Origin of the sequence: Pantoea sp. AN62 (assembly GCF_050432985.1) — a bacterium.
Classification (GTDB): domain Bacteria; phylum Pseudomonadota; class Gammaproteobacteria; order Enterobacterales; family Enterobacteriaceae; genus Pantoea; species Pantoea brenneri.
The window spans coordinates 171,891-197,600 of sequence record NZ_JBNPYB010000012.1; the positions used below are offsets into that span (position 1 = coordinate 171,891).

General features: G+C 56.0%; 22 protein-coding genes and 2 pseudogenes. 17 read left to right on the plus strand and 7 right to left on the minus strand.

The window, feature by feature from the left end; genetic code table 11:
• Positions 1-26 precede the first annotated feature (26 nt).
• A complete protein-coding gene (gene alaC, locus FHW04_RS15615) occupies positions 27-1,262 on the plus strand; it encodes an alanine transaminase (protein ID WP_031375879.1) in 1,236 nt (411 codons plus the stop codon).
• 51 nt (positions 1,263-1,313) lie between these two features.
• On the opposite strand, the gene ypdK is transcribed toward alaC, so the two are convergent.
• From ypdK to FHW04_RS15630, 3 genes are all read right to left on the minus strand, one after another.
• Positions 1,314-1,388 (minus strand): membrane protein YpdK, encoded by a 75-nt coding sequence (ypdK, locus tag FHW04_RS15620; protein WP_099257831.1) that lies wholly within the window; start codon positions 1,386-1,388, stop codon positions 1,314-1,316.
• Positions 1,389-1,590: 202 nt separating this feature from the next.
• Positions 1,591-2,619 carry an HlyD family secretion protein gene (locus tag FHW04_RS15625; RefSeq protein WP_089561702.1) on the minus strand — a complete coding sequence of 343 codons (1,029 nt, stop codon included), beginning with the start codon at positions 2,617-2,619 and terminating at the stop codon, positions 1,591-1,593.
• 2 nt (positions 2,620-2,621) lie between these two features.
• A complete protein-coding gene (locus tag FHW04_RS15630) occupies positions 2,622-4,220 on the minus strand; it encodes an MFS transporter (protein WP_089561703.1) in 1,599 nt (532 codons plus the stop codon).
• A 149-nt stretch (positions 4,221-4,369) separates the two neighbouring features.
• Here FHW04_RS15630 and FHW04_RS15635 point away from each other — a divergent pair, with 149 nt between their 5' ends.
• The 5 genes from FHW04_RS15635 to FHW04_RS15655 all read left to right on the plus strand — a co-directional run bounded on the left by FHW04_RS15635 (position 4,370) and on the right by FHW04_RS15655 (position 8,335).
• The gene (locus tag FHW04_RS15635) at positions 4,370-5,155 is read left to right on the plus strand and encodes an IclR family transcriptional regulator (RefSeq protein WP_031375882.1); all 786 of its coding nucleotides are present in this window, start codon (positions 4,370-4,372) and stop codon (positions 5,153-5,155) included.
• 7 nt (positions 5,156-5,162) lie between these two features.
• Positions 5,163-5,615, plus strand: coding sequence for a universal stress protein (locus FHW04_RS15640; protein ID WP_031375883.1), 453 nt, complete (start codon positions 5,163-5,165; stop codon positions 5,613-5,615).
• A gap of 9 nt (positions 5,616-5,624) precedes the next feature.
• On the plus strand, positions 5,625-6,428 hold the full coding sequence (locus FHW04_RS15645; protein ID WP_031375884.1) for a hypothetical protein: 804 nt from the start codon (positions 5,625-5,627) through the stop codon (positions 6,426-6,428).
• A gap of 253 nt (positions 6,429-6,681) precedes the next feature.
• Positions 6,682-6,963 (plus strand): hypothetical protein, encoded by a 282-nt coding sequence (locus FHW04_RS15650; protein WP_031375885.1) that lies wholly within the window; start codon positions 6,682-6,684, stop codon positions 6,961-6,963.
• Positions 6,964-7,459: 496 nt separating this feature from the next.
• The gene (locus FHW04_RS15655) at positions 7,460-8,335 is read left to right on the plus strand and encodes an SMP-30/gluconolactonase/LRE family protein (RefSeq protein WP_031375886.1); all 876 of its coding nucleotides are present in this window, start codon (positions 7,460-7,462) and stop codon (positions 8,333-8,335) included.
• A 34-nt stretch (positions 8,336-8,369) separates the two neighbouring features.
• Here the strand turns inward: FHW04_RS15655 and FHW04_RS15660 are convergent, their stop codons facing one another.
• Positions 8,370-9,590: an L-lactate MFS transporter gene (locus FHW04_RS15660; RefSeq protein WP_031375887.1), complete on the minus strand. Its 1,221-nt coding sequence runs from the start codon at positions 9,588-9,590 to the stop codon at positions 8,370-8,372.
• A 265-nt stretch (positions 9,591-9,855) separates the two neighbouring features.
• Between FHW04_RS15660 and FHW04_RS15665 the strand changes: the two genes are divergently transcribed.
• Entirely contained in the window at positions 9,856-10,092 is a 237-nt protein-coding gene (locus FHW04_RS15665; protein WP_031375888.1) for a hypothetical protein, read from the plus strand.
• A gap of 36 nt (positions 10,093-10,128) precedes the next feature.
• Here the strand turns inward: FHW04_RS15665 and FHW04_RS15670 are convergent, their stop codons facing one another.
• The gene (locus FHW04_RS15670; protein ID WP_031375889.1) at positions 10,129-11,028 is read right to left on the minus strand and encodes a DMT family transporter; all 900 of its coding nucleotides are present in this window, start codon (positions 11,026-11,028) and stop codon (positions 10,129-10,131) included.
• A gap of 178 nt (positions 11,029-11,206) precedes the next feature.
• Here FHW04_RS15670 and FHW04_RS15675 point away from each other — a divergent pair, with 178 nt between their 5' ends.
• Positions 11,207-12,088, plus strand: a complete 882-nt coding sequence (locus FHW04_RS15675) for a helix-turn-helix domain-containing protein (protein ID WP_031375890.1) — start codon at positions 11,207-11,209, stop codon at positions 12,086-12,088.
• A 142-nt stretch (positions 12,089-12,230) separates the two neighbouring features.
• Here FHW04_RS15675 and FHW04_RS15680 read toward each other — a convergent pair whose 3' ends face one another.
• Complete coding sequence (locus FHW04_RS15680; RefSeq protein WP_089561704.1) at positions 12,231-12,440, minus strand: hypothetical protein; 210 nt, start codon at positions 12,438-12,440, stop codon at positions 12,231-12,233.
• Between the two features lie 812 nt (positions 12,441-13,252).
• Here FHW04_RS15680 and tssB point away from each other — a divergent pair.
• The 9 genes and pseudogenes from tssB to FHW04_RS15725 form a co-directional block, all read left to right on the plus strand.
• Positions 13,253-13,750, plus strand: a complete 498-nt coding sequence (gene tssB, locus FHW04_RS15685) for a type VI secretion system contractile sheath small subunit (RefSeq protein WP_031375892.1) — start codon at positions 13,253-13,255, stop codon at positions 13,748-13,750.
• A 33-nt stretch (positions 13,751-13,783) separates the two neighbouring features.
• Entirely contained in the window at positions 13,784-15,331 is a 1,548-nt protein-coding gene (gene tssC, locus FHW04_RS15690; RefSeq protein ID WP_031375893.1) for a type VI secretion system contractile sheath large subunit, read from the plus strand.
• Positions 15,332-15,348: 17 nt separating this feature from the next.
• Positions 15,349-16,689, plus strand: coding sequence for a type VI secretion system baseplate subunit TssK (tssK, locus tag FHW04_RS15695; RefSeq protein WP_069728750.1), 1,341 nt, complete (start codon positions 15,349-15,351; stop codon positions 16,687-16,689).
• Positions 16,686-17,375 carry a type VI secretion system protein TssL, short form gene (gene tssL / locus FHW04_RS15700; protein WP_089561705.1) on the plus strand — a complete coding sequence of 230 codons (690 nt, stop codon included), beginning with the start codon at positions 16,686-16,688 and terminating at the stop codon, positions 17,373-17,375. The genes tssK and tssL overlap by 4 nt, the downstream gene beginning before the upstream one ends.
• Positions 17,372-19,090 carry an OmpA family protein gene (locus FHW04_RS15705; protein ID WP_089561706.1) on the plus strand — a complete coding sequence of 573 codons (1,719 nt, stop codon included), beginning with the start codon at positions 17,372-17,374 and terminating at the stop codon, positions 19,088-19,090. Before tssL ends, FHW04_RS15705 begins: the two co-directional genes overlap by 4 nt.
• Before the next feature lie 4 nt (positions 19,091-19,094).
• Positions 19,095-19,586 (plus strand): type VI secretion system effector Hcp, encoded by a 492-nt coding sequence (hcp, locus tag FHW04_RS15710; protein ID WP_089561707.1) that lies wholly within the window; start codon positions 19,095-19,097, stop codon positions 19,584-19,586.
• Between the two features lie 302 nt (positions 19,587-19,888).
• Positions 19,889-22,543, plus strand: a complete 2,655-nt coding sequence (tssH, locus tag FHW04_RS15715; RefSeq protein WP_089561708.1) for a type VI secretion system ATPase TssH — start codon at positions 19,889-19,891, stop codon at positions 22,541-22,543.
• Positions 22,540-24,918 (plus strand): annotated as a pseudogene (locus tag FHW04_RS15720) (type VI secretion system Vgr family protein). The gene tssH and the pseudogene FHW04_RS15720 overlap by 4 nt, the downstream one beginning before the upstream one ends.
• A 3-nt stretch (positions 24,919-24,921) precedes the next feature.
• A pseudogene (locus FHW04_RS15725) lies at positions 24,922-25,359 on the plus strand (DUF4123 domain-containing protein); the annotation flags it as partial.
• Between the two features lie 273 nt (positions 25,360-25,632).
• Here FHW04_RS15725 and FHW04_RS15730 read toward each other — a convergent pair.
• Positions 25,633-25,710: IS1 family transposase (locus FHW04_RS15730; protein ID WP_001401901.1), on the minus strand; the 78-nt coding region annotated here is incomplete at its 5' end.

A 25,710-nucleotide genomic window follows, 5' to 3' on the forward strand; every position in this document is an offset into this window, starting at 1 on the left:
GGCGCTCACGTACTCCAGAGGACATCATGGCTGATAACAGCACACCCCGTCGTTTTTCGCGTATCGAACGTCTGCCCCCTTACGTTTTCAACATCACCGCTGAACTGAAAATGGCTGCGCGTCGGCGCGGCGAAGATATTATCGACTTTTCTATGGGCAACCCGGATGGGGCAACGCCGCCGCATATCGTTGAAAAGTTGTGTCAGGTCGCTCAGCGTGACGATACCCACGGTTACTCTACTTCGCGCGGCATTCCTCGCCTGCGTCGGGCAATTTCACGCTGGTACGCCGATCGTTATCAGGTGGAAATTGACCCGGAGTCAGAAGCGATTGTTACCATCGGCTCGAAAGAGGGCCTGGCGCACCTGATGCTGGCGACGCTGGATCATGGCGATACCGTGCTGGTGCCGAACCCAAGCTATCCGATTCATATCTACGGCGCAGTGATTGCCGGGGCTCAGGTCCGTTCGGTGCCGCTGGTGGCGGGAGTCGACTTCTTCAATGAGCTGGAACGCGCCATCCGCGAAAGTTATCCCAAGCCAAAAATGATGATCCTCGGCTTCCCGTCTAATCCGACCGCACAGTGCGTGGAACTGGACTTCTTCGAACGGGTGATAGCGCTGGCGAAGCAGTACAACGTACTGGTGATCCACGATCTGGCCTATGCCGACATCGTTTATGACGGCTGGAAAGCCCCGTCGATTATGCAGGTGCCGGGCGCGCGTGACGTCGCCGTCGAATTCTTTACCCTGTCAAAAAGCTACAACATGGCGGGCTGGCGCATCGGCTTTATGGTCGGTAACAAAGAGCTGGTTGCTGCGCTGGCACGTATCAAAAGTTACCACGACTACGGCACCTTCACGCCGCTGCAGGTGGCGGCTATTGCGGCGCTGGAAGGCGATCAGCAATGCGTGCGCGATATCGCTGAGCAGTATAAACGCCGCCGTGATGTGCTGGTCAAAGGACTGCATGAAGCGGGCTGGATGGTCGACAATCCTAAAGCCTCAATGTACGTCTGGGCGAAAATTCCCGACCATTATGCCCATATGGGATCGCTGGAGTTTGCCAAACATATGCTGCAGGAGGCCAAGGTGTGCGTCTCGCCAGGCATCGGCTTCGGTGATTACGGTGATACGCATGTGCGGTTTGCACTGATTGAAAACAGTGACCGGATTCGTCAGGCAGTGCGGGGGATTAAAGCGATGTTCCGTGCCGATGGCGTGTTGCCGGGCAGCGTAAAAAGTCTGGAAGAAGAGATTTGACAGCCAACTGGGGCGACAAGCTTGTCGCCCCCTGGCGGCACTGTCACGCCATTACTTCAGCAGCAGAACGAAGGTTCCGAACCAAAGTAACGCGAAAAAAGATATTCCCATCAAGGCATATTTCACAAAGCAACTCCTCTGAGCGGTTACGATGATGGCGATCCCAGGCCAGTGCAACGCGAACAGATTTGGAAAAAAGAACGCCGCCTGGATTAACGGTCTGCTCTTTTCCGGGTCGAACTGAATAATTCAGAACAGGATCGAGCGCTAATTTACGCGGAATCCTGCCTAAATGAAATAGGTCCGTTCTGAGATATTGCTCACAAATTTACGGCACTTCAATTTCCGGGATCGCCGACATGCCTACACGTAATTGCGCCAGATGCGGTTGGTTACTCTCCAGCACAATTTTCACCGGCAGACGCTGAACGACTTTAGTGTAGTTGCCTGTGGCATTATCGGGGGAGATAGCCGAAAAAGTAGCGCCGGTGGCGGGCGCAATGCTGTCCACGTGACCGGTAAAGGTCTCGCCCGGTAAGGCGTCGATGTGGATACGCACCCGCTGTCCCGGCCGCACGTCGCTCAGCTGAGTCTCAAGATAATTGGCGGTGATGTAGGTCTGCTGCAGCGGGACTACCGCCAGCAGACGGGTGCCGGCCGAGACGTAGGCACCGGTGCGTACCGAGCGCTGTCCGATCATGCCGGCCACGGGTGCGACGATCCGGGTATAGGAAAGATTCAGCCCGGCCTGATCGACACTGGCTTTCGCCGCAGCCACATCAGCCTCTGCGGAGCGGACCGCCGCCTGCAATACGCCAACCTGTTTTACTGCCGATGCCAGCGCCGCCTGATTCTGGCGTACTGCCGCCAGCGCCGAACGCTGGGTTGAGCTGGCTTTCTGCTGATCGTCAGCAGCAACGGTGCCGCTCTTATACAGTCGGTTATAGCGATCGGCGCTCTGGCCGGCGTACTGCGCTGAGGCCTGGCTGGCGGCCACGCTGGCTTTCTGCTGCTCAATCACCGACTGCTGCTGTTCCAGCTGCGCCTGACTGCTCAGCAGTTTTGCCTCGCTAACCTGCAGGTCGGCTCTGGCGCTCTCCAGCGCCACGCGATAGTCCCGATCGTCGAGCGTGGCCAGCAGTTCTCCGGCCTTAACCTGCTGATTGTCCTGCACCAGCACGGTGTTGATGTAGCCCGACACTTTCGGTGCCACCAGGGTGTAATCGGCATTGACGTAAGCATCGTCGGTGCGGTGATCGTTTCGGGTCATCATCGAGCCGATCACCCTCGCTATCGCCAGTAAAACCAACAGCAGCAGACTCAGCAGCACTGTTTTTCTCATTATTAAAGTACGCATATTCAGTTATTCCGGGATGGGGGTTGAATCAGGGTTTGAGGCGGCCAGACGCGTTTAGGCAGGATGGCGGTCAGTAATAACAGGCAGCCAGCAAAGCCAATCAGCATCAGCCAGCTGTCGCTCAGGCTCAGTACCGTCGCCTGATGTTTCACCAGCGTGGCGAAACCGCTGATATTTTCACTGGCGCTGATGCTGCCGTCCGGCAGTAACGGCTGACTGCTACTGGCCTGACTGCTGCTGGATGCGGTCATCAGCCACGGACGACTGGCTGCCTGGTTAATTAAAATATTGGAGTGAAACTGCTCGCGGTGGCTGAGGAATACTTCAACCAGCGTCGAGGCGGCGATGCTGGAAAAACCGCGCACCGTGTTAAACATCGCTGAGGCGAACGGGCCTTCTGGCGGCGCGACAACGCTGGTGGCACTCATCAGAATCGGCACAATCACCATCGGTTGACCGAATGCCTGTAAAACTTGCAGCAGCCAGAAGTTTTGTCGCGCCCAGTCACTGGTGACCTGCATACCCAGCAAGCAGGACGTCACCAGCAGACCCACTCCCGCTGCCAGCATCCAGCGGCAGTCGATCCAGCGGATATTCAGCAACGCCGCTACCAGTGGTGCAATAAGCAGTTGCGGCAGGCCAACCGTCAGCGCCAGCGGAGCAAACTGCAGGGTACGAAAGCCCTCAACCTGGGCAAAGTAGGCGGAAGGCAGCGCCGAGCCTGACAGCGAAAGGGTCAGTATGCAGGCCAGCGCCAGCAGGCCATGCGCCAGGTTATGACGTTTCAGCATCTGCAACTTAAACAGCGGCAGCGGGTGAAACCACTCGTTAATCAGAAATACCAGCAGCAGCGGCAGTGCGGTCAGCAGCATCCCGACGATCAGCGGGGAGTTGAGCCAGTCGAGGCGTTCGCCCTGGGTCAGCACCAGCACCAGCAGGGCGATAGCACTGCAGCCGGTGGCCATGCCAAACAGATCGATCTGCTGGAAACGTTCGGGACGCAGCGGGTCCTGCGGCAGACCCCAGCCAATCAGCAGCATGGCGATCAGCATGCCCGGCACCACCTGCCAGAACACCATCATCCAGCTGACGTGATCGGTCCATAATGATGCCAGGGACGCCGCCATGTTCGGGCCAAAGGTGGCGGTCAGTGCATATCCGGCCAGGCCAAACAGTTTAATCGGCGGTGGTAAAAAGCGCAGGGCAACGGTCATCAGCATCGGCGGCAGCGCGCCGCCAAACAGTCCCTGCAGCACCCGCAGGCCAATAAACAGCGTCGGATCTGGCACCAGCGGCAGCAGGATCCCGGTCAGCATAAAGCCCGCCGACACGCCGAGCGCAAAGCGCCGCAGCGATAGCGTGACGGCGAACCATGGCGCGATCATCATCGCCGCTACTTCTGCCGCCTGATAGGCGGAAATAATCCAGCTACCCTGATCGTAACTGATACCGATCGCAGCACGGATATCGGCCAGAGCGATATCGCTGACGCGATCGTTCAGCCCTGATGTCAGGGCGGCGATCAACACGCCGACTAACCCCAACGCCAGGCGCAGCGTAAACGGATGGGGTGCCGGCACGGTGGCTGGCTTAGCATTCATAGTAAGTGTTCTCGTTATTTTGATGCAGTGTATTGCAATGTGGTACAGGGCGTAATATTACATCCCGGTATGGTGTATTGCAATGTGGTACAGGCTGTAAAAAGTGCGCCGATCGCGCTACAGTAGGGCAGCTTAAAAAGGACGACGCTATGGCACATCAACCCTCCAGCCGTGAGGATGAAAAAACGGGCGGTATCCAGGTGATCGCACGTGCGGCAAAAATTCTGAATGCGCTGGGCGAACAGCCGGGCGGCATGAGCCTGGGTGAGATCGCGCAGGCAGTCGATCTGCCTCGCTCCACCGTGCAGCGGATTGTCGCCGCACTCGACAGTGCAGAACTGGTGCGCAGCAGCGGTGCCGGTGGCCTGCGGCTTGGCCCGGCGTTGCTGAAGCTGATCTCCAGCGTGCACACCGACGTGGTCGATCTGGTCCGGCCGCTGCTGGAGAAACTCTCTGCCGATACCAATGAAACCGTCTCGCTGGCGCGCGCCAGCGGTACTCAGCTGGCTATTGTTCACTGTGTGATCGCCTCGCGTGAGCTGCGCGTGGTGCCGCACATGGGACTCAACCTGCCGCTCTACAGCACCTCCGGCGGACGAGCGCTGCTGGCGTTAGAGTGCGATAAAGACGTTCGGGTGATTGTCGGCGAAGCCTGGCGGGAGTTAACCGAGATGACGGTCAAAACCCTGCCGCAGCTGCTGCAACTGATCAATGAAGTGCGCGAAACCGGCATTGCCGTCGATCGCGGTGAAACGCTGGAAGGCATCTCGACCATGGCGTTTGCCCTCGATACGCTGTTTGGCCGCTTCTCTGTCTCTTTGCTGGTGCCCTCTGCACGCTTCCACCGACACGAAGATCGTTTTCGTGATGAAATGCTGAAGTGTAAAGACGCGCTGGTGCGTGAAATTGGCAAAATCGCCGCTGTAGAAGGATAAGCACTCGATGAAAACCCTGTTGATGGCCATTGATCATTCGCCGGTAACCGAAAAAGTGGTTGCGCTGACCATTGAAGAGGCGCTGGCACACCACGCAGAAGTGGTGGTGCTGTGCTGCGTCGATCCGGCGTACTCTTCCTGCAATCAACCGATGGAAATTGATGCCGGTGAAGATCCGGCCGATTTTGTCGCGGCGCAGGATGAGCAGAACACGGCGGAACTGGTGGTGCGCCATGCTCTGGCACCGCTGCTGCGGGCCGGCATTAATGCGCGCGGTATGATTCTGGCCGGTGAAGCAGCCGACACGATTATTGCGCAATCACTCCAGCTCAAGGCCAGCATGATTATCATGGGACGCCGCCATCTCTCTTCTTTTAACCGACTGTTAAAAGGCTCGGTCAGCGCGGCGGTGATTGAGCGTGCTCACTGTCCGGTGCTGATTGATGTGCGTAAGGATTAATACCGTAGCATGACCTCTCTGCTGGTTATTACGCTGGCCGCCTTTGTGCTGCTGGCGTTGATTATTATTGTGCTGATTAAAACCACCCGATTGCGACTGTGGCAGGGGCTAATCCTTTTTCTGCTGCCGCTGGTGGCGGCTAATCTGCTATGGTTCAGCTGGGCCGTGCCGCAGCAGCAGCAGGCACGGCAGCATGATCAGGCGGCCAGTTACCTGGCACAGACGCCCGGATATCGGGTACTGCAAACCCAGGAACCGGCATTGTGGCAGCTGCTGACGCAGGAACTGACGCGCCGGGTCCGCGCGGGTGAACCGGTTGAACAGGCGACGGGCGAACTGCGCGGCTGGCTGCTTGATGTGATTAATCAGCGGCTGATGCGGGGAACCGATGCGGCGGTGGTGAATTACATTGGCGTGTCAGTAGAGGAGATGCAGGCGCTCAATGCCCGCGATCCTGGCCTGTGCTTCCGTTTTCTCTATCCGCAGGTCAATGGCGGCGTCAATTTAGTGAAAATCCTGCCGCCGTCGCTTAATCACAAAGAGGCCGAGGCGATGGAGCAATTACTGCTTAACAGCGCACCTCAGCAGCAGCCAATGGACAGCGTGCTGGCGCAGCGCGATCTGAAACAGGTGGTTGCGCAGCTTTATCAGCGCTGGGGCGATAAGCTGCAGCAGCTGAATATGCCAGCCGATACCGCCGTTGATCGCTCATCAATGTGCGCCATGTCGATCGATCTCTACAGCGCGATTCTCGCATTACCTGACAAGCGCGCGGCCAACCTGTTACGTAGAATGTTTGCGGTTTCCGGTTAGTTACCGACGTAAAAAAGCCCGCGTAGCGCGGGCACAAAGGTCAGGATTACGTTCTTATTTTGGCTATTACCTGGTGTGGTGCAGACTTCGTTTTGTCTGAATGCATCATGTCATGCTCACTATGATAGCGATAGCCGTTTAATCGAATCGCATTAATCGGTAAAAGCTTGTCAAGTTTTGGTTTTCGCGCATTAGTCTTATGGATGCGCGAGGTGCTGCGATTTACACTGCGCAGCACTGTGAGGATAAATAAATGAAAAAACAGATTATTGGCGCGCTGGCGCTTATTTTGCTGAGCGGTTGTACCGCCAGTAAACCCGGGGCATTTGAACGTATTGACGAAGATGCCAGCTCAAATACTGTCCAGTACCGGTTTGACCCGTTAAAAGTCAATCGGGATGCGATGGAAATTGACCTGGCAAATTACTGTAATAAGAAAGGATTCGATAAAGTGGAATCGCTACCTGCCCAGGACAGTCATATTCCTGGGCTAAAGAAAGCCTGGTTCCAGTGTAATTATGCGGTCAAAAGCTAAATAAAATGGGCGGGATAATTATCCCGCCCTTAATTTTTCTATTTTTATATTATGCTGTGTGACGTCTTTGCCCGTTAGCGGTGATGATGTCCGCCATGATACCCACCGTGATAGCCTCCATGATACCCGCCGCCCCCGTGATGCCAGCCATTGTCGTGACGAGGTTCGATAATACAGCCGCTTAATAATGTTATCAGCCCGACTACCGACGCGACTTTAATTAATCTTTTCATAGGAAACGTCTCCTCTTTTCCAATGACTACGACATTACGCTGGAAAAGTGGAGTGAAGATGCAGGAAATGTAGAGTTATTTATGCAGATATTACTGAATATTTCTGTTTGCGAAAAATGACGCCGCAAAAAGAGAAGGAAATAAGAAAGGGCTGAATAGCGATTATTCTCAGCGAGAATAATCTTAAAAGCAAGCGAAAATAATTCTCATTTAAAATAAATTATAGCTACATTATTAGCAGACGTTTTCAACAGGAGAGAAACATGGCGCATGAAGTGAAAAATGTACTGGCGTTGCAGGCGGAACTGGGTGAATGCCCGCTCTGGTCAACAGAGGAGCAGGTGCTGTGGTGCGTCGATATTCTGGCACCGGCGATTCACCGTTTTGACCCGGTCAGTGGCGAACTGCAGACGTTTCCCCAGCCTGAAGAGGTGGGCTGTATCGGCTTACGTGAACAGGGCGGCCTGATTGCCGCCTTGCGCAGCGGCGTCTGGCTGTTGGATGCGCAGGGTAAACCGCAACAGAAGGTGGCGGATAATCCAGGTGAAGCCGCGCGCAGTCGCTTTAATGATGGCCGTGTCGATCCCTGGGGCAATTTCTGGTGTGGCAGCCTGTGGGAACCGCAGGATAAAAACGGCGGACTGTTATGCCGGGTTACGCCGGAACTGACGCTGGAAGTCAAAGCGCGGGACATCAAAATCTCTAACGGCGTGGCGTTCTCTCCCGATGGTCGCTGGATGTATCACAGCGACACGCCCAACGAGGTGCTCTATCGCTATCCGTTAGATAGCCAGGGTGAACCGGGCGAGCGCAGCGTTTTCCGCCGCTTCGATGCCGCCGGCGGCTTACCGGATGGCGCCGCGGTCGACAGTGAGGGCTATTACTGGTCAGCCCAGTTCGACGGCGGGCGGGTGGTGCGTATTGATCCGCAAAGCAGCGAAATTGTGGAAGAAATCCTGCTGCCGGTGAAATGGCCTACCATGGTGGCGTTTGGCGGGGCGGATCTGAAAACCCTGTTTATCACCAGTTCGCGTGAAGATCGCACCGAAGAAGAACTGGCACGCTATCCTGAGTCAGGCGATATTTTTGCGGTTGAGGTCGACGTGGCGGGCATCGCAGAGCCGCGTTTCCGCGGCTGATCCGAAAGGGCCGCGTGGACGCGGCCCGTAAACATTAGTGGCGCTGCAACACCGCTTTACCCGTCACAGGCTGATGCGGTAAGCGAATGGTCAATGACAGTAACAGTGAGATCACCAGCAGGGTCATAATCAGGCTAAAGGTGACGGTAAAGCCGCCAAACAGCGACGCCACCAGTGAGCCCATTACGCTGCCAATACCAAAGCCGAGATAGAGCAGGCCATAGTTTTTGGTCAGGTTGTTAAGGCCAAAAAAGTCACTGACCAGCGAGGGAAATACGGTAATGGTGCCGCCGAAGCTGAAGGCGATGCAGGCTAACGATAGGAAGAAGGTCGTTTCATTCATGTGGGTAAACAGCAGTACGCTCATTCCCGCCAGCGAAACCACCTGCGCCAGCGAAATCACCCGGATACGCAACATCCTGTCAGATAAGATACCCAGCACCAGACGCCCGCTCAGGTTAGCAATGGCAATCACCGTAACGGCATTGGCAGCAGTCTGCGTGCTCAGATGTACCAGCCCTTCACCGATATCCTTCGCCACGCCAATCACATACAAACCGCTCATGCAGGCAGTCAGGAACATCAGCGCCAGCATCCAGTACTGTGGCAAACGTACCGACTGGGCCAGCGTGTAATCGCGTGCCTGCTGCTGGCTGGCGCTGGCGGCACTTTGTGGCTGGGCATCACGCATCAGCAGGGCTCCGAGTATAATCATCGTCATCGCCAGCACGCCCCAGATAATAAAGGTCTGTTCCAGACCGACACGGGTCAGCAGCGCGCCGCAGATAAATTTGAAGCCCAGACTGCCAAGTCCGTATGCACCAATTGCGCAGGCCGAAATCATACCTTTGCGCTCCGGGAACCACTTCACACAGTTCGACAGCGTCATCAGATAACCGGCGCCATCAGCCAGACCGACCAGCAGGCCAGCGCTGAGGTAGAGCATCATCAGGTTGTCTGCATGGGCGGTCAGCCAGAATCCTGATGCCATCAGGATACCGGCACCGATAGTGACGCGGCGTACACCAAAACGCTCCTGCAATTTTCCCGCCAGCGACGAGGCGATAGCCAGGCCTAAACTCAGCAGGCCAAACGAAAACGCCACCTGACTGATCGAGGCATCCAGCTTTTGCGACAGCTGGCCGTTGAATAAACTCCATGTATAAACCGATCCCAGTGCGAACTGGGTAATCACCGTTCCGATCAGTGTGAGCCAGCGGGTGCGCTGGTGCGAAGCCTGTTGAGTCTGGTTCATGATTTTCTCTCCCGTCCGGGAATCTGGAAACTGCGGACAGAATAGGGCAGCCTTACGCGCGCGTGGCGAACAACGGCATGAACGGAAGCAGGCGCGGCATGAAATGCCGCTGAGAGGGTATGAACGGCCTCCGCTGCAAGATAACCAAAGCGGCAGTTTAATAAGTAAGGGTAAGTAGCCGTAAGATAATGTTTCACTCAGGCGATTATGCCTGCAGCTTTCCAGATTTTTTGCCAGGCTAAGGGTTCACTTATCAGGAGGAAATATGAAAGACCGGACATATGAATCCATCACCAGTGAGGATGAAGTTTGCTGCATTATCGGTCAGGCAGTGATTGAACTGAGTGCTGAACAACAGCCTGTGACCAAATCGACGCTGGCGCTCAAACTGCTGTCGATGGCCGATCGCGATAGTGACGATGAGCGTGTTCTGCTCTACTGGATTGCACGTAAGGCAATCAACCAACCACAAAAACTCATTCAACAGCAGCAATGGGCATGACGCTCATCCGGACGTGGGCCACAGCCCGCCTCCTCGTCAGACGATAGCCCGGCGACGGCTTGCCGGCCAGCGGGCAAACATCACCAGGTTGCCCAGCAAAATCATGACAAGGCCAGGGATGGCGCTGGCATGCCACTGATACCCCTCGTAACGGGTAGAGAAAGCCAGCGCAACCAGCGGAAACAGCACCGTGGTATAGGCGGCCCGGCTGGCACCGATGCGACCCACCAACGTGAAGTAGGCGCCAAAACCGATCACCGACCCAACTATCGCCAGATAGCTCAATGCCGCCAGCCATTGCCCGTTCCAGGTAGGGTAGAGTGAAACGCCCTGCAGCAGTGACACCAGCGCCATCAGCAGCGCACCATACAACATGCCATAACTGTTGGTGGTCAGCACATCGCATTGCCGCCGTTGATGGCGCTGACTGATCATATTGCCGAACGAAAAGCCCAGCGTGCCGAGCGCGCTCAATCCCATTCCCCACAACAATTCACCAGATGCCTGGGTTTCACGCAGGTCATGCCAGAACAGCGCCACGATGCCTGCCATACCCAGCAACACCGCCGGAATCAGACGCGGCGAAGGGCGCTGGCCGAAGAAAATCCAGCTATTGATGGCGTTATACATCACGGCCATGGAAAAAATGACCGACTCAAGCCCGCTACTGATATACCCGGACGCGTAATAGAAGCAGACAAAGTTGAAGCCAAACACGCAGCCGCCCTGCAGCAGGCAGAACAGATGATCGTGCAGGCTCAGGCGATGCAGGCGCTTCACCGCTTTAAGCAGCAGTAACATCACCACTGAAGCCAGTAAAAAGCGCCAGAACACGGCAACGGTCACCGCACTGGTGCCAACCGACTGTTGCGCATAAATGGCAATCCAGGTGGTGCCCCAGATCAGCACCACCGAGAGATATAAAAACAGATTCATCGTCGCGTTCCTTACCCTAAAGCCCGCAGTGTGCGGCTTTAGCGCAGGCGGCGCTTGCATCAGGCTGCGGCAGATTTGCAAAATCTTGCGCATTTTTATGATGCGTCCCGATGTGGTCTGTTCTCTGTCCCGTCAGATCCGTAAACTGGCACTCTGTTCCCCTGAAGCTGATACCCGGATGCGTACTTACCAGACGTTTGAAACCCTGCAACGCCATAAAGCGCAGCTGCGCGATCGGGTGGAGCTGCGAAATGGTCTGCAACTGGCGGCCTGGTTTAACAGCGGCGATCGCGTCACGACGCTCAGCGATCACCATACGCTGAGTCTGTATGTGGAAGGGGGCTACGATACCTGGCATAAAACCGCGCAGGGCTGGCGTAATGGCGGCGGACCGGATCGTTTCTGCCTGATGCCGGCGGGGATAGAATCGACCTGGGATCTGCGTGCCGATCTCGCCTTTGTTCACCTTTACTGCAGCGAGCCCCAGCTGCGCCAGCTGGCTGAGCAGGTATGGGATCGCAGTCCGGCGAAGCTAAATCTGCACGAGAAAATCTTCTCTGCCGACCCGCGCATTACCCAGCTCTATCGGCATTTTTTGCTGAGCTGCGACTGGCAACAGCCTGCAAGCCAGCTCACGCTGAGCAGTGCGACAACGTTATTACTGACTCATCTGCTGCAGGAATATAGCGAAGTACAGTGGCAACTGCCTCAGGTGCGGGGCGGGCTGGCGCCTGCCGTATTGCGTCGGGTTCTTGAATTTATCGATGCGCATCTCGATCAGCCGTTAACGCTGGCCGATCTGGCGAGCGAAGCGGCACTGAGTGAGTATCACTTTGCCCGTATGTTTCGTCACTCAGCGGGTGAGGCCCCTCATCAGTTTGTGATGCGACGCCGTATGCTGCGTGCCCGGATGCTGTTGACGCAGCCAGCATTAACCCTTACTGACATCGCGTTGCAGTGCGGTTTTCACTCTTCCAGCCACTTCAGCCACCGTTTTCGTCAGGTACACGGCGTTACGCCCTCGGCTTACCGCAAGGCAAAGCCTCATCAGCCGGATTGATAGACGCCGCGTTTTGCGGCAATAACCGCAGACTGCGATAACGTTACAACGCGCTTAGCGACTGGCCGTTGTGGTGCAACGTCTGGTGGCGGCCAGACAACAAAAACCTCGCCGAAGCGAGGTGGTTTTCAGCGACAGGTCGTTACTGAAGAGTGAACTGCCATGAGCCCATTGGCTTGCGCACCAGCGTCATGGTTTTTTCCTCGCCATCAATCACCACATAATACTGTTCATTTATTTTGAGGCCTCTGGGAAAGGATTCATTGCCCTCATAGCGTATGGTGATTTTATTGCCGAACACCTCTGCATCAGCCTGCTGACCAAACTGGGGCAGGGTAATTTTCTTTTTCACACCTTTGGTCCTCGTTTTGATAAATCGGGGTCAAAACTCATCTGATTTTACTCATTCTACGCTGCGGATTTGTTGTCAGCACACCGCTTCACCGCTCTGAGCATCCTCTCCTGATCCAGCATGACTGCGGTCAGCCGCTTTTTCAATCTGACAGTCTCTTATTCGGGTCATCTCTGCCGCCAAAGTTTAGCATCACTTCAGCGTGCGCCGGATGCCAGCCTTCTGCTCAATAAGAGACGACGAGCAGTTACATTTCCCTCTCTTTATGCACAAAAATAATATTAAGCAATGTTTAAGTAAAAACAAAAAATCCACTTTCAACACAATGGTGAACATTTCGTTTACCGGCCTACGACCCGGCTCTCATATTTACATAAAAAGCAGAGGATCACATTCCACAGGAAAGTGATGAGGCTTTATACGATTTTAAACGGCGAGTTACATTGATCAATTAGCGCACACCCTTATCTCATGGGGTTTGTAGAGTATTTCTTGAGAAAATTCTTATAAATCAATTTGATGATCTATTGTTGTTAAACTTGCATCTTGTAAGCTTTAGTTACATTTTTTCATTTCCAATCACACAACCAATGTTTCTAAACTTCGTCAATGAGTACTTATCTGAAATTTTAAATTTTCAGAGAAAGGCTTAAAAACAGGTGTCATGCTCGCTGATGAATGGAATCTGCCCGATTACAGACTCGTGTTTTCGGGTAGCGTGAATGGGGAAGTGGTTGTTTAAAGGTAAGTCTTTCTTATTAATTTTTCAGTGGCATTAACCGCTTCTATTACTCCATAGAACAGGGACAGCCATGTCTAACTCCTATCAGTCCGAGATCCCTAAGGCCCGCGTTAACATCCAGCTCAGCCTGCATACCGGCGGCGCACAGAAAAAAATCGAACTCCCGCTCAAGCTGATGGTAATCGGCGATTACAGCAATGGCGCAGAGCAACGTCCGGTGTCGGAACGTGAGACCGTCAGCGTCAATAAAAACAACTTCGACAGCGTAATGACAGGATTCTTGCCTGCCGTTCATCTGTCAGTCGAAAACACCCTGGCCGGCGATGGCAGCGAAGAAAGTGTCAGCCTTTCCTTCAGTGAGATGAAAGATTTCGAGCCAGAACAGATTGCGCGTCAAATCCCGCAACTCCGGGCCATGCTCGCCATGCGCAATCTGCTCCGTGACCTCAAAGCTAACCTGCTGGACAACGTGACCTTCCGTAAAGAGCTGGAAAAAATCCTGCTCGACCCGGCGCTCAGCGCTGAATTGCGCGGTGAGTTATCTGCTCTGGCACCGAAACAGCCGTAACGGTCCCGATGATTTAACGGATTAATGAAGGAAATGCTGATGTCTGTAAAAAATGAGAATGCCGCGGGTAGCGAAAGCATCGTGCTGGAACGTCCGGAAGCCGGGGGCGTGTATGCCTCCTTGTTTGAAAAAATCAACCTGAACCCGGTCTCTGAACTGAGCGCCCTGGATATCTGGCAGGACAGCCAGGCGATGTCTGATGCCACCGCTGATGAGCGACTGACCGCCGGAATGCAGGTTTTCCTTGAGTGCCTGACTAAATCGGGTTCAAAAGTTGAAAAGCTGGATAAGACGCTGATTGACCACCATATCGCCGAGCTTGATTACCAGATCAGCCGCCAGCTGGATGCGGTGATGCATCATGAGGAATTTCAGAAAACAGAAAGTACCTGGCGTGGGCTGAAGTCGCTGGTGGACAAAACTGACTTCCGTCAGAACGTCAAAATTGAGTTACTTGACCTGTCTAAAGAGGATATGCGTCAGGATTTTGAAGACGCGCCGGAGATTATTCAGAGCGGATTATACCAGCATACCTATACCGCAGAGTACGACAGCCCGGGTGGCGAGCCGATTGCCGCGCTGATTTCTGCCTTTGAATTTGATGCCTCGGCGCAGGATATCGCCCTGCTGCGCAACATCTCGAAGGTGTCCGCAGCGGCACATATGCCGTTTATCGGCTCTGCCGGCCCGCAGTTCTTCCTGAAAAGCTCAATGGAAGAGGTGGCGGCCATTAAAGATATTGGCAACTACTTTGACCGGGCAGAATACATCAAATGGAAATCTTTCCGTGAAACGGACGACAGCCGCTATATCGGGCTGGTGATGCCACGCGTGCTGGGGCGCCTGCCTTACGGACCTGATACCGTGCCGGTGCGCAGCTTCAATTACATTGAGGAAGTAAAGGGGCCGGATCACGATAAATACCTGTGGACCAATGCTTCGTTTGCTTTTGCTGCCAACATGGTGAAAAGCTTCATCAACAACGGCTGGTGTGTGCAAATCCGGGGTCCGCAGGCCGGCGGCGCTGTGCAGGATCTGCCTATCCATCTGTACGATCTCGGTACCGGTAATCAGGTGAAGATCCCCTCTGAAGTGATGATTCCGGAAACCCGTGAATTTGAGTTCGCCAACCTTGGTTTCATCCCGCTGTCCTACTACAAAAACCGCGATTACGCCTGCTTCTTCTCTGCCAACTCCACCCAAAAGCCGGCGTTGTACGACACGGCAGATGCGACGGCCAACAGCCGCATCAACGCCCGTCTGCCCTATATCTTCCTGCTGTCACGTATCGCGCACTATCTGAAGCTCATTCAGCGCGAAAACATCGGCACCACCAAGGATCGCCGTTTACTCGAGCTGGAGCTCAATACCTGGGTGCGCAGTCTGGTGACTGAAATGACCGATCCGGGCGACGAGTTGCAGGCGTCACACCCGCTGCGTGATGCAAAAGTAGTGGTTGAAGATATCGAGGACAACCCCGGCTTCTTCCGCGTAAAACTGTTCGCCGTGCCGCATTTCCAGGTGGAAGGCATGGACGTCAATCTGTCGCTGGTTTCCCAGATGCCGAAAGCCAAATCGTAAGCTAAGGCAGGAAGCTAATGAAAACGGAACAACCATTATGGGGCAGGGGCCAGATGGTCTCTCCCCAGCACTTCCAGCAACAGGCTGCCTATGCGGCCTGGTCTGTGGAATGTATCGCCCGACTGGGTTTATCACAGCCCTGGGGAGTGATAAATGTCGCTTTCGAACCGGAAGCACTAAAATTGGGCCGTCTGCAGGCTCGTCATCTGCATGTCCGTTTTCAGGACGGTACGCTGATTGATACTGACAATGCCGACGAGCTGCCACCGGTACTGTCGCTTGAAAGCGCTTCACATGAGGAGCGGGTGGTTCTGGCTCTTCCGCTGCTGCGATCGAATGGCGGTAACTGCCTCAAACCTGATGAGGTGGCCGAGCGTCCTGTTCGTTATCGCCAGCGCTGGCGGGATGTCCGCAATGCCTTTGGAGACGACACCCGCCAGATTGCGGTGATGCAGCCAGAGCTGACTCTGCGTTTCGCCCATCAGAACAACAGCGATTACCTGACCTGTCCGGTCGCTCGTCTGCAGCAGGATTCACAGGGGAACTGGGAACCCGATGAAACCTGGCTTCCGCCACTGCTGACTCTGCAGGGCAGCCGATGGCTGGTGACACAGCTGGAACAGCTGATGACGCAACTGCGCGCTCGTCTGAGTCGGCTGATGGATATGCGCCGGGAAAGTAACGAGCGCATGGCCGATTTTGCCGTGGCTGATGTGTCTCTGTTCTGGCTGCTCAATGCCCTGAACAGTGCGGAGCCGGTGCTGGGACAGTTTCAGCGCCACCTGCAAAGCCCGCCTGAACGTCTTTATCCTGAGCTGGCCCGGCTGGCTGGCAGCCTGCTGACCTTCTCGCTGGAGCACCAGGTGAGCGCCATCCCGGTCTGGCAGCATGAGAAGTTGAATAACGTCTTCCCGCCGCTGTTTGATCTACTGGGCGACCTGCTGGAAGCCAGCCTGCCATCGCGAGTGGTGGCGATTCAGCTCGAGCATGATGCCCGACTTCACTTCTGGCAGGCTCGTCTGCATGACCCACGCCTGCGCGAAGGGGCGGATTACTACCTCTCCGTGCGATCGCCGTTGCCCGTGGCGCAGTTGCAGGAGCAGTTCCCGCGTCAGTGCAAGGCCGGCAGTCCCGATCATGTCAGGAGTATCGTTAATTCATCGCGGGTGGGTGTACCTCTGACGCCGCTGCGCCATGTGCCGGCAGCGATTCCACTGCGTCTGGAAAACCAGTATTTCAGCCTTGATGCCTCTCATCCACTGGCCACCGAAATGCTCCAGGGTGGCACCTGCATGTTTTACGTTCCTGGAATGCTCGGCGAGCCTGAACTTGAACTCTTTGCGGTACTGAGAACATGAGTGCATCTCAAGGCAGTACTGCCGCATCTGTTGATATCGATATGCTGCTTCAGGACACCTTACTGCAGGTGATCAGCCTGCGTAACGGCCCGGAGTTTCAGGACGGTGAAGGCCGGATGTTGTGGGATCGCTGTATTGCTGATGTGGAGCGCGTGCAGCGTGAGCTTAAAGCGAGTGAACTCGATGAAGCCAGTTGTCATCATATTCTCACAGCACAGTGTGCGCTGATCGATGAGGTGGTCAAAGGTCGCGGTGTGGAGGATGACGCCTGTGTGCAATGGTATGACATTCCGCTGCAGGGGTATTTCCTCGGCACTATGGACGCTGGCGACACACTGTGCGATCGGATGCGTGATGTGCTACGTGAACCGGTTCCTGACCACGCTGTTGTGACCTGCTTCCAGCGAGTCATGATGGTGGGATTCCTCGGTAGTTTCCGCTCGCTGAACGACCCGGAACGCCAGAAACTCATCAACATACTCAGTGAACATGTCACGCCATACAGCTATCCGCAAACGCATCCGGTACTGGCGGAAAGCCGTGCCGGACGAGGGATGGGAGGCTGGCTGGCGTCATGGCCCATTCGTATTGGCTTGAGCGTGGTGGTGATCGCCGCGCTCTGGTGGGCACTGGATCACTGGCTGGATCAGACGCTACTGACCCTGTTGCCGGGGGCCGTGAAATGAGCCCTGCACAGCAGCGCGGGCTTGCGATGTGGGCCGCCCTGCTGAGTACAGTGGTCTGCCTGGGTTTTGTGCCGGTATCCCGACTGGTTTCTGTGCTCATTCTGGTGGCGCTATTGGGGCTTATCCTGGCGTTCTGGTATGTCAAAAGTCGTCGTGCTGAGCACGATGACACCCTGCCTCTGGATGATCTACCTGAAGCCACTTACCGTCAGCCGGTGGTGCTGGTCTGTGGCGATCTGCCGCAGGTCTGGCCTCATCAGTCACTGGTGCTCACGGTCACGCAGGGGTGCTGGATTCGCGTGGAGGACCCTCAGAATCTGGAGCAGGCAGCTCGTCAGGTCCTGCGGCTGCGTCCTGACTGGGGACCTCAGTTGTCGGTGATGGTCAGTGTTTGCCCGCAGAAGCACGCTGACAGCGAGCGACTTTCCCGTTGCCTGCTGACCCTGCGCTGGCAAATCAGCCAGCTGCGTAAGCAAACCGGACACTCCGTGCCGCTGGTTCTGAACGGTCAGATCGGTAGCGCGATGACAAATGACCTGCTCTGGCAGGCGGCTATGACGGGTGAAGGCGTCAGGGTCTGGCGTGAGTCTTCAGCACCAAACTCAATTGCCGCATGGGTCACCACCGGCGGTGCACCAGCGATGCAGCAACAGGTGCTGATCAACAGCCTGATGAGCTGGTTCCATCAGCACGTCAAAGCCGTCTTTATGGATGAGAATCCCGATATTCCGGTCATCGCACCCACGGCGGTGCTGTGGGGAATAGGCCCGATTCTTGCCGGAAGTCTGGCAGCATCGGCCTGGACAGCATGGTTGTCCCGCCACACCGCCCTGCAACAGGTGGCTGGCTGGCAGCCGGTAGGCACGGACAGGACGGTGAACGCCCCATTCCCGGATTTTATCCTGCCGCTGCTGCCGGCAGGGCGGGGGTTAACTTCTCAAGGCCGCACCTGGCGTTATGCGTTCGGGATTTTCACGCTGGCGGCCATTGCCGCGCTGCTCAGCAGTGGCTGGAACAATCGCCAACTGCTGCAGCGTGTGAGCTTCGATATTGCTCGCTATCACCGCATACCGATGAAGGATTTCGGACCTAAAGCCGACGCCGTTGCCGTCTTACGTGACGATGCGGCTCTGCTGGATGACTGGGCGCGCAATGGCGTACCGGCCCGGCTTAGCCTGGGGTTGTATCAGGGCGAGCGTCTGCGATTGCCGGTGCTGGATGCGATCCGCTCGTATGTGCCTCCACCTCCACCCCCGCCGCCTGAACCACAGCCGAAACCCAAACCGGTACCGAAAATTGTGCAGCTCGACAGTATGTCGCTGTTCGATTCCGGCAAATCGGTGCTGAAAGCGGGCTCCACCAAAATGCTGGTGAATTCACTGGTCGGCATCAAAGCGAAGCCGGGCTGGCTGATTGTCGTGTCTGGCCATACCGATAACACCGGCAATCCGCAACTCAATCAGACGCTGTCTCTGAACCGTGCCGAAGCGGTACGCAACTGGATGCGTGACACCGGCGACGTGCCGGAAAGCTGTTTTGCAGTGCAGGGCTATGGCGAAAGTCGTCCTGTCGCAACCAACGACACCACGGGCGGGCGTGCGCTCAACCGCCGTGTCGAGATCAGTCTGGTACCGCAGGCCAATGCCTGTCAGATACCCGACAAACACCCGGCACCATCTCAGGATGATGGTGCATCACAACACAATGGAGAGTAATTCCATGGCTATTCCTGTTTATCTGTGGCTGAAAGACGACGGCGGTGCGGACATTAAAGGGTCTGTAGACGTCCATGATCGTGAAGGCAGTATCGAAGTGGTTGCTCAGGATCACTGCCTCTATATCCCGACCGATAACAATACCGGCAAGCTGACCGGTACCCGTATCCACACGCCATTCCTGTTCACCAAGGAAATCGACTCCTCCAGCCCGTACCTGTACAAGGCGGTGACTACCGGTCAGACCCTGAAGTCCGCCGAGTTTAAGTGGTACAGAATCAACGACGCGGGTCAGGAAGTCGAGTACTTCAACACTAAGCTGGAAAACGTCAAGCTGGTGAAAGTCGCACCGAAAATGCACGACATCAAAGACCCATCCTACGAGAAGCATAACCACCTCGAAACCATCGAACTGCGTTACGAAAAAATCACCTGGACCTACAAAGACGGCAACATCATTCATTCCGATAGCTGGAACGAACGCGCCACCGCCTGATTACGCGTCATATTTCGCGCCACAGGTGCGTTGGCTGCGTTCGCTCGCTCCGGTCACATAGTTATCTATGTTCCCGGAGACTTACGAACTTGCCGCCTTCCTGCGACACGAACTCTTTAGCGTAATCCTCGTTTTTAAGCGGAGGGGGATGACCTTTCCGCTGTTTTGCTGAGCGTCTGCCTGTGCGGGCTTTCAGCAAAGAAACTCACAATCTGCCCGCCCGACCTTGTGCGCTTTGGTCTCCGTCATGGGAAACAGCGATGGGCGGTAGCGTGTCCAGCAACCGACAAAGAGAGAGATTCATGGAAAATCCAGCCATCCTGTTGCGACGTCTGAACCCTTACTGTGCCCGTGCGATGGAAGGGGCCGCTTCGCTCTGTCAGACCCGCGCCCATGCGGAAATTTTACCTGAGCACTGGCTGCTGAAACTGCTGGAGCAGGGGGAAGGCGATCTGACGGTGCTGGCGCGCCGCTACGAGTGGGAGATGGATGCGCTGTGGCAGGATTTGCTCGGCTGGCTGGATAATCAACCGCGCTCGGTACGCAGCCGCCCGCAGTTATCCGCCGATATCCAGAAACTGCTGCAGGAAGCCTGGCTGCTGGCTTCGCTTGCCGGGGAACAGCGTATCCGTAGCGTCCACCTGCTGATGGCGCTGACTGAAAACCCGCCACTGATCCACTGTGATGGTCTGTGGCCACTGCTGACGCTCAGGATGAGCCAGTTCTCCCGCCTGCGCCCGTTGCTGGACGCACAATCTGACGAGCGGCCGGAACTGCAGCTGGAAGCCGGGCTTGCCCATGAACACGGCAGTGAAGTGGAGTTTGTGGGGCGCCCGGCTGGTGCAGAACTGAAAGACGGTGAGCTAAACCCGGCGCTACAGAACGCGCTGGATAAATTCACCCTCGACGTCACCGCCAAAGCCAGAGAAGGTCAGATTGACCCGGTGTTCGGTCGGGACACGGAAATCCGCCAGATGGTGGATATTCTCTCCCGCCGCCGTAAAAACAACCCGATTCTGGTCGGTGAACCGGGCGTCGGGAAAACCGCACTGGTGGAAGGCCTGGCGCTACGTATTGCCGAAGGTAACGTACCTGAGTCCCTCAAACCGGTCATCCTGCGCACCCTTGACCTCGGCCTGTTGCAGGCGGGAGCAGGGGTGAAAGGTGAGTTCGAACAGCGGCTGAAAAACGTTATCGACGCCGTACAGCAGTCACCGGTACCAATTTTGCTGTTTATCGACGAAGCCCACACCATCATCGGAGCCGGTAACCAGGCCGGTGGCGCGGATGCGGCCAACCTGCTGAAACCGGCGCTGGCGCGCGGCGAACTGCGCACCATTGCTGCGACAACCTGGTCCGAATACAAACAATATTTTGAGCGCGACGCTGCACTGGAGCGGCGCTTCCAGCGGGTGTTGGTCGACGAGCCGGACGACGAGACCGCCTGCCTGATGCTGCGGGGGCTTAAGTCCCGCTATGCAGAACACCATGGCGTGCATATCACCGACGATGCAGTAAAAGCAGCGGTCAGCCTGTCGCGGCGTTATCTGACGGGTCGCCAGTTGCCGGACAAGGCGGTTGACCTGCTGGATACGGCCGCCGCCCGGGTACGTATGAGCCTCGATACTATTCCGGAAGCCATGGTGTGCCTGAAAGCACAACTGACCGCGCTGGCGCTGGAAAAGCAGGCGCTGCTGGCAGATATCGCCGCTGGCTGTAGCCGTCATGGTGGCCGTCTGAGCATCATTGAGCAGCAGCAGAATGAACTGGAAGATCTTCTTCAGCAGCAGCAAGGGCGTTTCAGCAACGAAAAGGCGCTGGCACAGCAACTGATGGCCAGCCGCCAGGGCAACAGCCAGCAGGCAGAGATTGCGGTACTGCAACAGCAGCTGGCGCAGGCGCAGCAGGGTGATCTGCTGGTTCAGGTGGACGTGGACACCCGCACGGTTGCAAACGTGATTGCTGACTGGACCGGCGTGCCGCTCTCTTCATTAATGAAAGACGAGCAGACCGGACTGCTGACGCTGGAAAACGAAATTGGCAGCCGTGTCGTCGGTCAGGATGTTTCCCTTGAGGCCATCGCCCAGCGCCTGCGGGCAGCCAAAACCGGACTGACGTCAGAGAACGGCCCGCAGGGCGTGTTCCTGCTGGTCGGCCCGAGTGGTGTGGGTAAAACCGAAACCGCGCTGGCGCTGGCGGATGTGCTGTACGGCGGCGAGAAGTCACTCATCACTATCAACCTGTCGGAATACCAGGAACCGCATACCGTTTCTCAGCTGAAAGGCTCACCGCCGGGTTACGTCGGCTACGGCCAGGGCGGCATTCTCACCGAAGCGGTGCGCAAGCGTCCGTACAGCGTGGTGTTGCTGGATGAAGTAGAGAAAGCTCACCGCGACGTAATGAACCTGTTCTACCAGGTGTTCGACCGTGGCTTTATGCGCGACGGTGAAGGGCGTGAAATCGACTTCCGCAACACCGTTATTCTGATGACCTCGAACCTCGGCAGTGACCACCTGATGCAGCTGCTCGATGAGCAGCCGGACGCCACCGAAGGCGATCTGCACGAACTGCTGCGCCCGATATTGCGCGACCACTTCCAGCCGGCGCTGCTGGCCCGCTTCCAGACGGTGATTTACCGCCCGCTGAATGAAACGGCGATGCGCACCATCGTGGAAATGAAGCTCGCACAGGTCAGCAAGCGCTTACATCTTCATTACGGCCTGACCACGCACATTGATGAGAGCCTGTATGACGCGCTGACCGCCGCCTGCCTGCTGCCGGATACCGGGGCGCGTAATGCCGACAGTCTGCTCAACCAGCAAATCCTGCCGGTGCTGAGTCAGCAGCTGCTGACCTACATGGCTGCGAAACAGAAACCGCAGTGGTTACACCTTAGCTGGAGTGAGGAAGAGGGTATCGGGCTGGCGTTTGACCGTACACAAGGAGTGCACGCATGAGTGGTCAGCCTCCGATCAGATTCAGCCATAACCATCACCGGCTGGCGGTGAAGGGTTGCGAGGCAGAGCTTGACGTACTGGCGTTCGAGGGCGACGAGGCCCTGAGCACGCCGTTCAGCTACCGTATTGAATTCACCAGTCCGGATCATGCCATCAGCAAAGAAATGATGCTGATGAAAGCGGCCTCCCTGACGCTGCAGGCCCCGGTTGACCAGGGTTACGGCATTAAAGAGCAGCAGGCCGTGCGTACTCTTCAGGGGGTGGTGAGCGGCTTTGAGCGCCTCAGCACCTCAAAGGATGAAACCCGTTATGCCCTGACGCTCCAGCCACGCCTGGCGCTGCTTAACCGTTCGCACCAGAACGTCATTTATCAGGACATGTCGGTCCCGCAAATCGTCGAGAAAATTCTGCGCGAGCGTCACAGCATGCGCGGTCAGGATTTTCTGTTCTCGCTGAGCCAGGAGTACCCGCGCCGTGAGCAGGTGATGCAGTACGGCGAGGATGACCTGCACTTTATTACCCGCCTGTTGGGTGAGGTGGGTATCTGGTTCCGCTTTACCACTGATACGCGCCTGAACATCGACGTAGTGGCGTTTTACGACGGTCAGGACGGTTATGAGAAGGGCCTGACCTTACCCTCGGTTCCGCCGTCAGGCCAGCATTCTCAGGGCATAGACTCGGTCTGGGGGATGGCGTGCCATCACAGCGTGGTGCAGAAGCAGGTCAGCACCCGGGACTACAACTACCGCCAGGCCACGGAGGACATGAACGCGCGGGTGGATGCGACCCGCGGGGATACCACCACCTGTGGCGATGCCTATCACTATGCCGACAACTATCTGACCCCGGGCGTTGCTCACGACCGTAATCCGGCACCGGAGTCCGGGGCGTTTTATGCCCGTATTCGTCATGAGCGCTACCTGAACGGCCAGACGCAGGCCCGTGCCATCACCGGCTGTCCGACCCTCTCGCCGGGTCAGGTGCTCAAAGTCACCGGCGGCTAAGAAGTGGCAGAGGTGTTCGCGCAGGGCGTGGTCGTCACGGCGATGCACAGCCATGCGCGACGTGATGAGGACTTCAGCGTCAGCTTTGACGGTATCCCGGACAGCACTGATTTTTGTTTTCGCCCCGCGCCCGGCGCGCGCCCGGTGATGGCCGGCACATTGCCGGCACGCGTCACCAGTACCACCGAAAACGACACCTACGGCCATATCGATAAAGACGGGCGCTACCGCGTTCACATGATGTTTGACCGCGAAGACCGGGAAACGGGCTTTGAGAGCCTGTGGGTGCGGCAGTCCCGCCCGTATGCCGGCGACACTTACGGCCTGCACCTGCCGCTGCTGGCGGGCACGGAGTTGGCGATTGGCTTTGAGGACGGCAACCCGGACCGGCCGTACATCGCCGGCGTGCTGCACGACTCGGCGCACGGTGACCACGTCACCATCCGCAACTACAAACGCAACGTCCTGCGCACCCCGGCCAACAACAAAATCCGCCTCGACGACGAGCGCGGGAAAGAGCACATCAAGGTCAGTACGGAGTACGGTGGCAAGAGCCAGCTGAATTTGGGTCACCTGGTCGACAGCGAAAAGCAGAAGCGCGGCGAGGGCTTTGAACTGCGTACCGACTCGTGGGGCGCGATACGGGCGCAGAAGGGGCTGTTCATCACGGCGGACGGCCAGGCGCAGGCGCAGGGGGAAGTGCTGGAGATGGCACCGGCCATCAGCCTGCTAAAAGGGGCTCTGAACCAGATAATCGAGTGGGGGAGCATAACCAGTGCCCATCACAACTTTTCGCCGGATGCCGATTCGCTGAGGGAATTCGTCAACGGAGCAGAAAATCTGAAAGAGGCCGCCTTATTAATAGCGGCACCAAAAGGAATAGCTGCCGTGACACCTGAAAGTACGATAATGCACAGTGGAAAAGGTCTTTACCTGCAAAGTCTGGGTGAGGTCAATATAGCTACGGCACAACGTCATTCTGTCAATGCCAGCAAAGCGATTTCGATGTTGGCTCAGCAGGAAGGAGTACGGCTTGTTTCTGCAAAAGGCCCGATGACTTTTGAATCACACGCAGACACTCTATCCCTGACTTCTCTGAAAGACGTGACTGTGCAGTCCACTCAGGGCCATCTGCAGCTTACGGCGAAAAACGGTATCACGCTTAGCTGTGGCGGAGCGTATATACGGCTTTCGCCGCAGGGAGAGATTCATATTCACGGGCCTGGCCTGCTGAGCCTGAAGGGCCAGCACGAAATGCTCGGACCGCAGAGCGAAGACTTTCCGATGCCGGAACTTCCATCCTCTGTCTGTAAGGAGTGCCTGAAAAGGGCGCAGGAGATGGCTAAAGGATTTGTGCCAAGGGAGAGTTAACAAGTGCAGAATGAATACTCTGATGCCTGGTTAGAGGGGGCTAAACGGCTTTGCCAGCAGATTGGGCAGAACTATATCGATGTCATTGTTGATCAGTGCAGTGTGGATTACTCCGTGATCCCTGCGTTATCTGGCTTTTCACCGCAGATTAAATGGCAGTCTCTCTATAAGGATTTGCCTGAGGATATTTATCCCGAGGACGCACCGTTGCTGATGCGGATTATGTTTAACGATTTGCAACAATGGAACTGGCTTCAGGCGCTGGCAAAAGAGATGTCCTCAACGGCGCCTTTACTGATCTTATGTTCTCTTTGGCCATTATCCAGATTGGGAGAATGGCTGACTCAAATCACTAATGCCCGGCAAGAAGGACGGGAAGGGATTTTTCGTTTTTGGGATACTCGTATTTTTTCATATTTTTTTACGGATATTCTGAATGCTGAGCAGCAGGAACAACTGAAATACCCTGCATTGTTCTGGGGGTGGCAGGATCTTGATGGACAATCGGCACTGCTGGCGGGGAGGGGAAGTATCCCGAAACGCGACGAGGCTGCCCAACAGCTCGATTTCAGTGATAGTCAGTATGAAAAATTTATGTGCTTATGTGATGCAAAACGTTTTTTAGCTCAGCAGTTGCCAATAATAAGTACTTTCTCCTCCAAAGAGACCCAATTCAAAGCCTGTTTTGAAGGCATGGTGGGTAATGACTCCAACTTATTGATAGTGTTTTATGTTCAGATAATGCCCGATGACTTTGTCATGCAGCTCCACCGATTTTGAGAACGACAGCGA

Excerpts from the sequence above, each read along its gene's own strand:
- FHW04_RS15705 (WP_089561706.1), top strand. The coding sequence starts at position 17,372 with ATGAGCCCTGCACAGCAGCGCGGGCTTGCGATGTGGGCCGCCCTGCTG.
- FHW04_RS15670 (WP_031375889.1), bottom strand. The coding sequence starts at position 11,028 with ATGAATCTGTTTTTATATCTCTCGGTGGTGCTGATCTGGGGCACCACC.
- FHW04_RS15625 (WP_089561702.1), bottom strand. The coding sequence starts at position 2,619 with ATGCGTACTTTAATAATGAGAAAAACAGTGCTGCTGAGTCTGCTGCTG.
- FHW04_RS15630 (WP_089561703.1), bottom strand. The coding sequence starts at position 4,220 with ATGAATGCTAAGCCAGCCACCGTGCCGGCACCCCATCCGTTTACGCTG.
- tssL (WP_089561705.1), top strand. The coding sequence starts at position 16,686 with ATGAGTGCATCTCAAGGCAGTACTGCCGCATCTGTTGATATCGATATG.
- tssH (WP_089561708.1), top strand. The coding sequence starts at position 19,889 with ATGGAAAATCCAGCCATCCTGTTGCGACGTCTGAACCCTTACTGTGCC.
- FHW04_RS15660 (WP_031375887.1), bottom strand. The coding sequence starts at position 9,590 with ATGAACCAGACTCAACAGGCTTCGCACCAGCGCACCCGCTGGCTCACA.
- tssK (WP_069728750.1), top strand. The coding sequence starts at position 15,349 with ATGAAAACGGAACAACCATTATGGGGCAGGGGCCAGATGGTCTCTCCC.
- alaC (WP_031375879.1), top strand. The coding sequence starts at position 27 with ATGGCTGATAACAGCACACCCCGTCGTTTTTCGCGTATCGAACGTCTG.
- FHW04_RS15655 (WP_031375886.1), top strand. The coding sequence starts at position 7,460 with ATGGCGCATGAAGTGAAAAATGTACTGGCGTTGCAGGCGGAACTGGGT.
- FHW04_RS15640 (WP_031375883.1), top strand. The coding sequence starts at position 5,163 with ATGAAAACCCTGTTGATGGCCATTGATCATTCGCCGGTAACCGAAAAA.
- FHW04_RS15650 (WP_031375885.1), top strand. The coding sequence starts at position 6,682 with ATGAAAAAACAGATTATTGGCGCGCTGGCGCTTATTTTGCTGAGCGGT.
- tssC (WP_031375893.1), top strand. The coding sequence starts at position 13,784 with ATGCTGATGTCTGTAAAAAATGAGAATGCCGCGGGTAGCGAAAGCATC.
- FHW04_RS15645 (WP_031375884.1), top strand. The coding sequence starts at position 5,625 with ATGACCTCTCTGCTGGTTATTACGCTGGCCGCCTTTGTGCTGCTGGCG.
- tssB (WP_031375892.1), top strand. The coding sequence starts at position 13,253 with ATGTCTAACTCCTATCAGTCCGAGATCCCTAAGGCCCGCGTTAACATC.
- hcp (WP_089561707.1), top strand. The coding sequence starts at position 19,095 with ATGGCTATTCCTGTTTATCTGTGGCTGAAAGACGACGGCGGTGCGGAC.
- FHW04_RS15635 (WP_031375882.1), top strand. The coding sequence starts at position 4,370 with ATGGCACATCAACCCTCCAGCCGTGAGGATGAAAAAACGGGCGGTATC.
- FHW04_RS15675 (WP_031375890.1), top strand. The coding sequence starts at position 11,207 with ATGCGTACTTACCAGACGTTTGAAACCCTGCAACGCCATAAAGCGCAG.
- FHW04_RS15665 (WP_031375888.1), top strand. The coding sequence starts at position 9,856 with ATGAAAGACCGGACATATGAATCCATCACCAGTGAGGATGAAGTTTGC.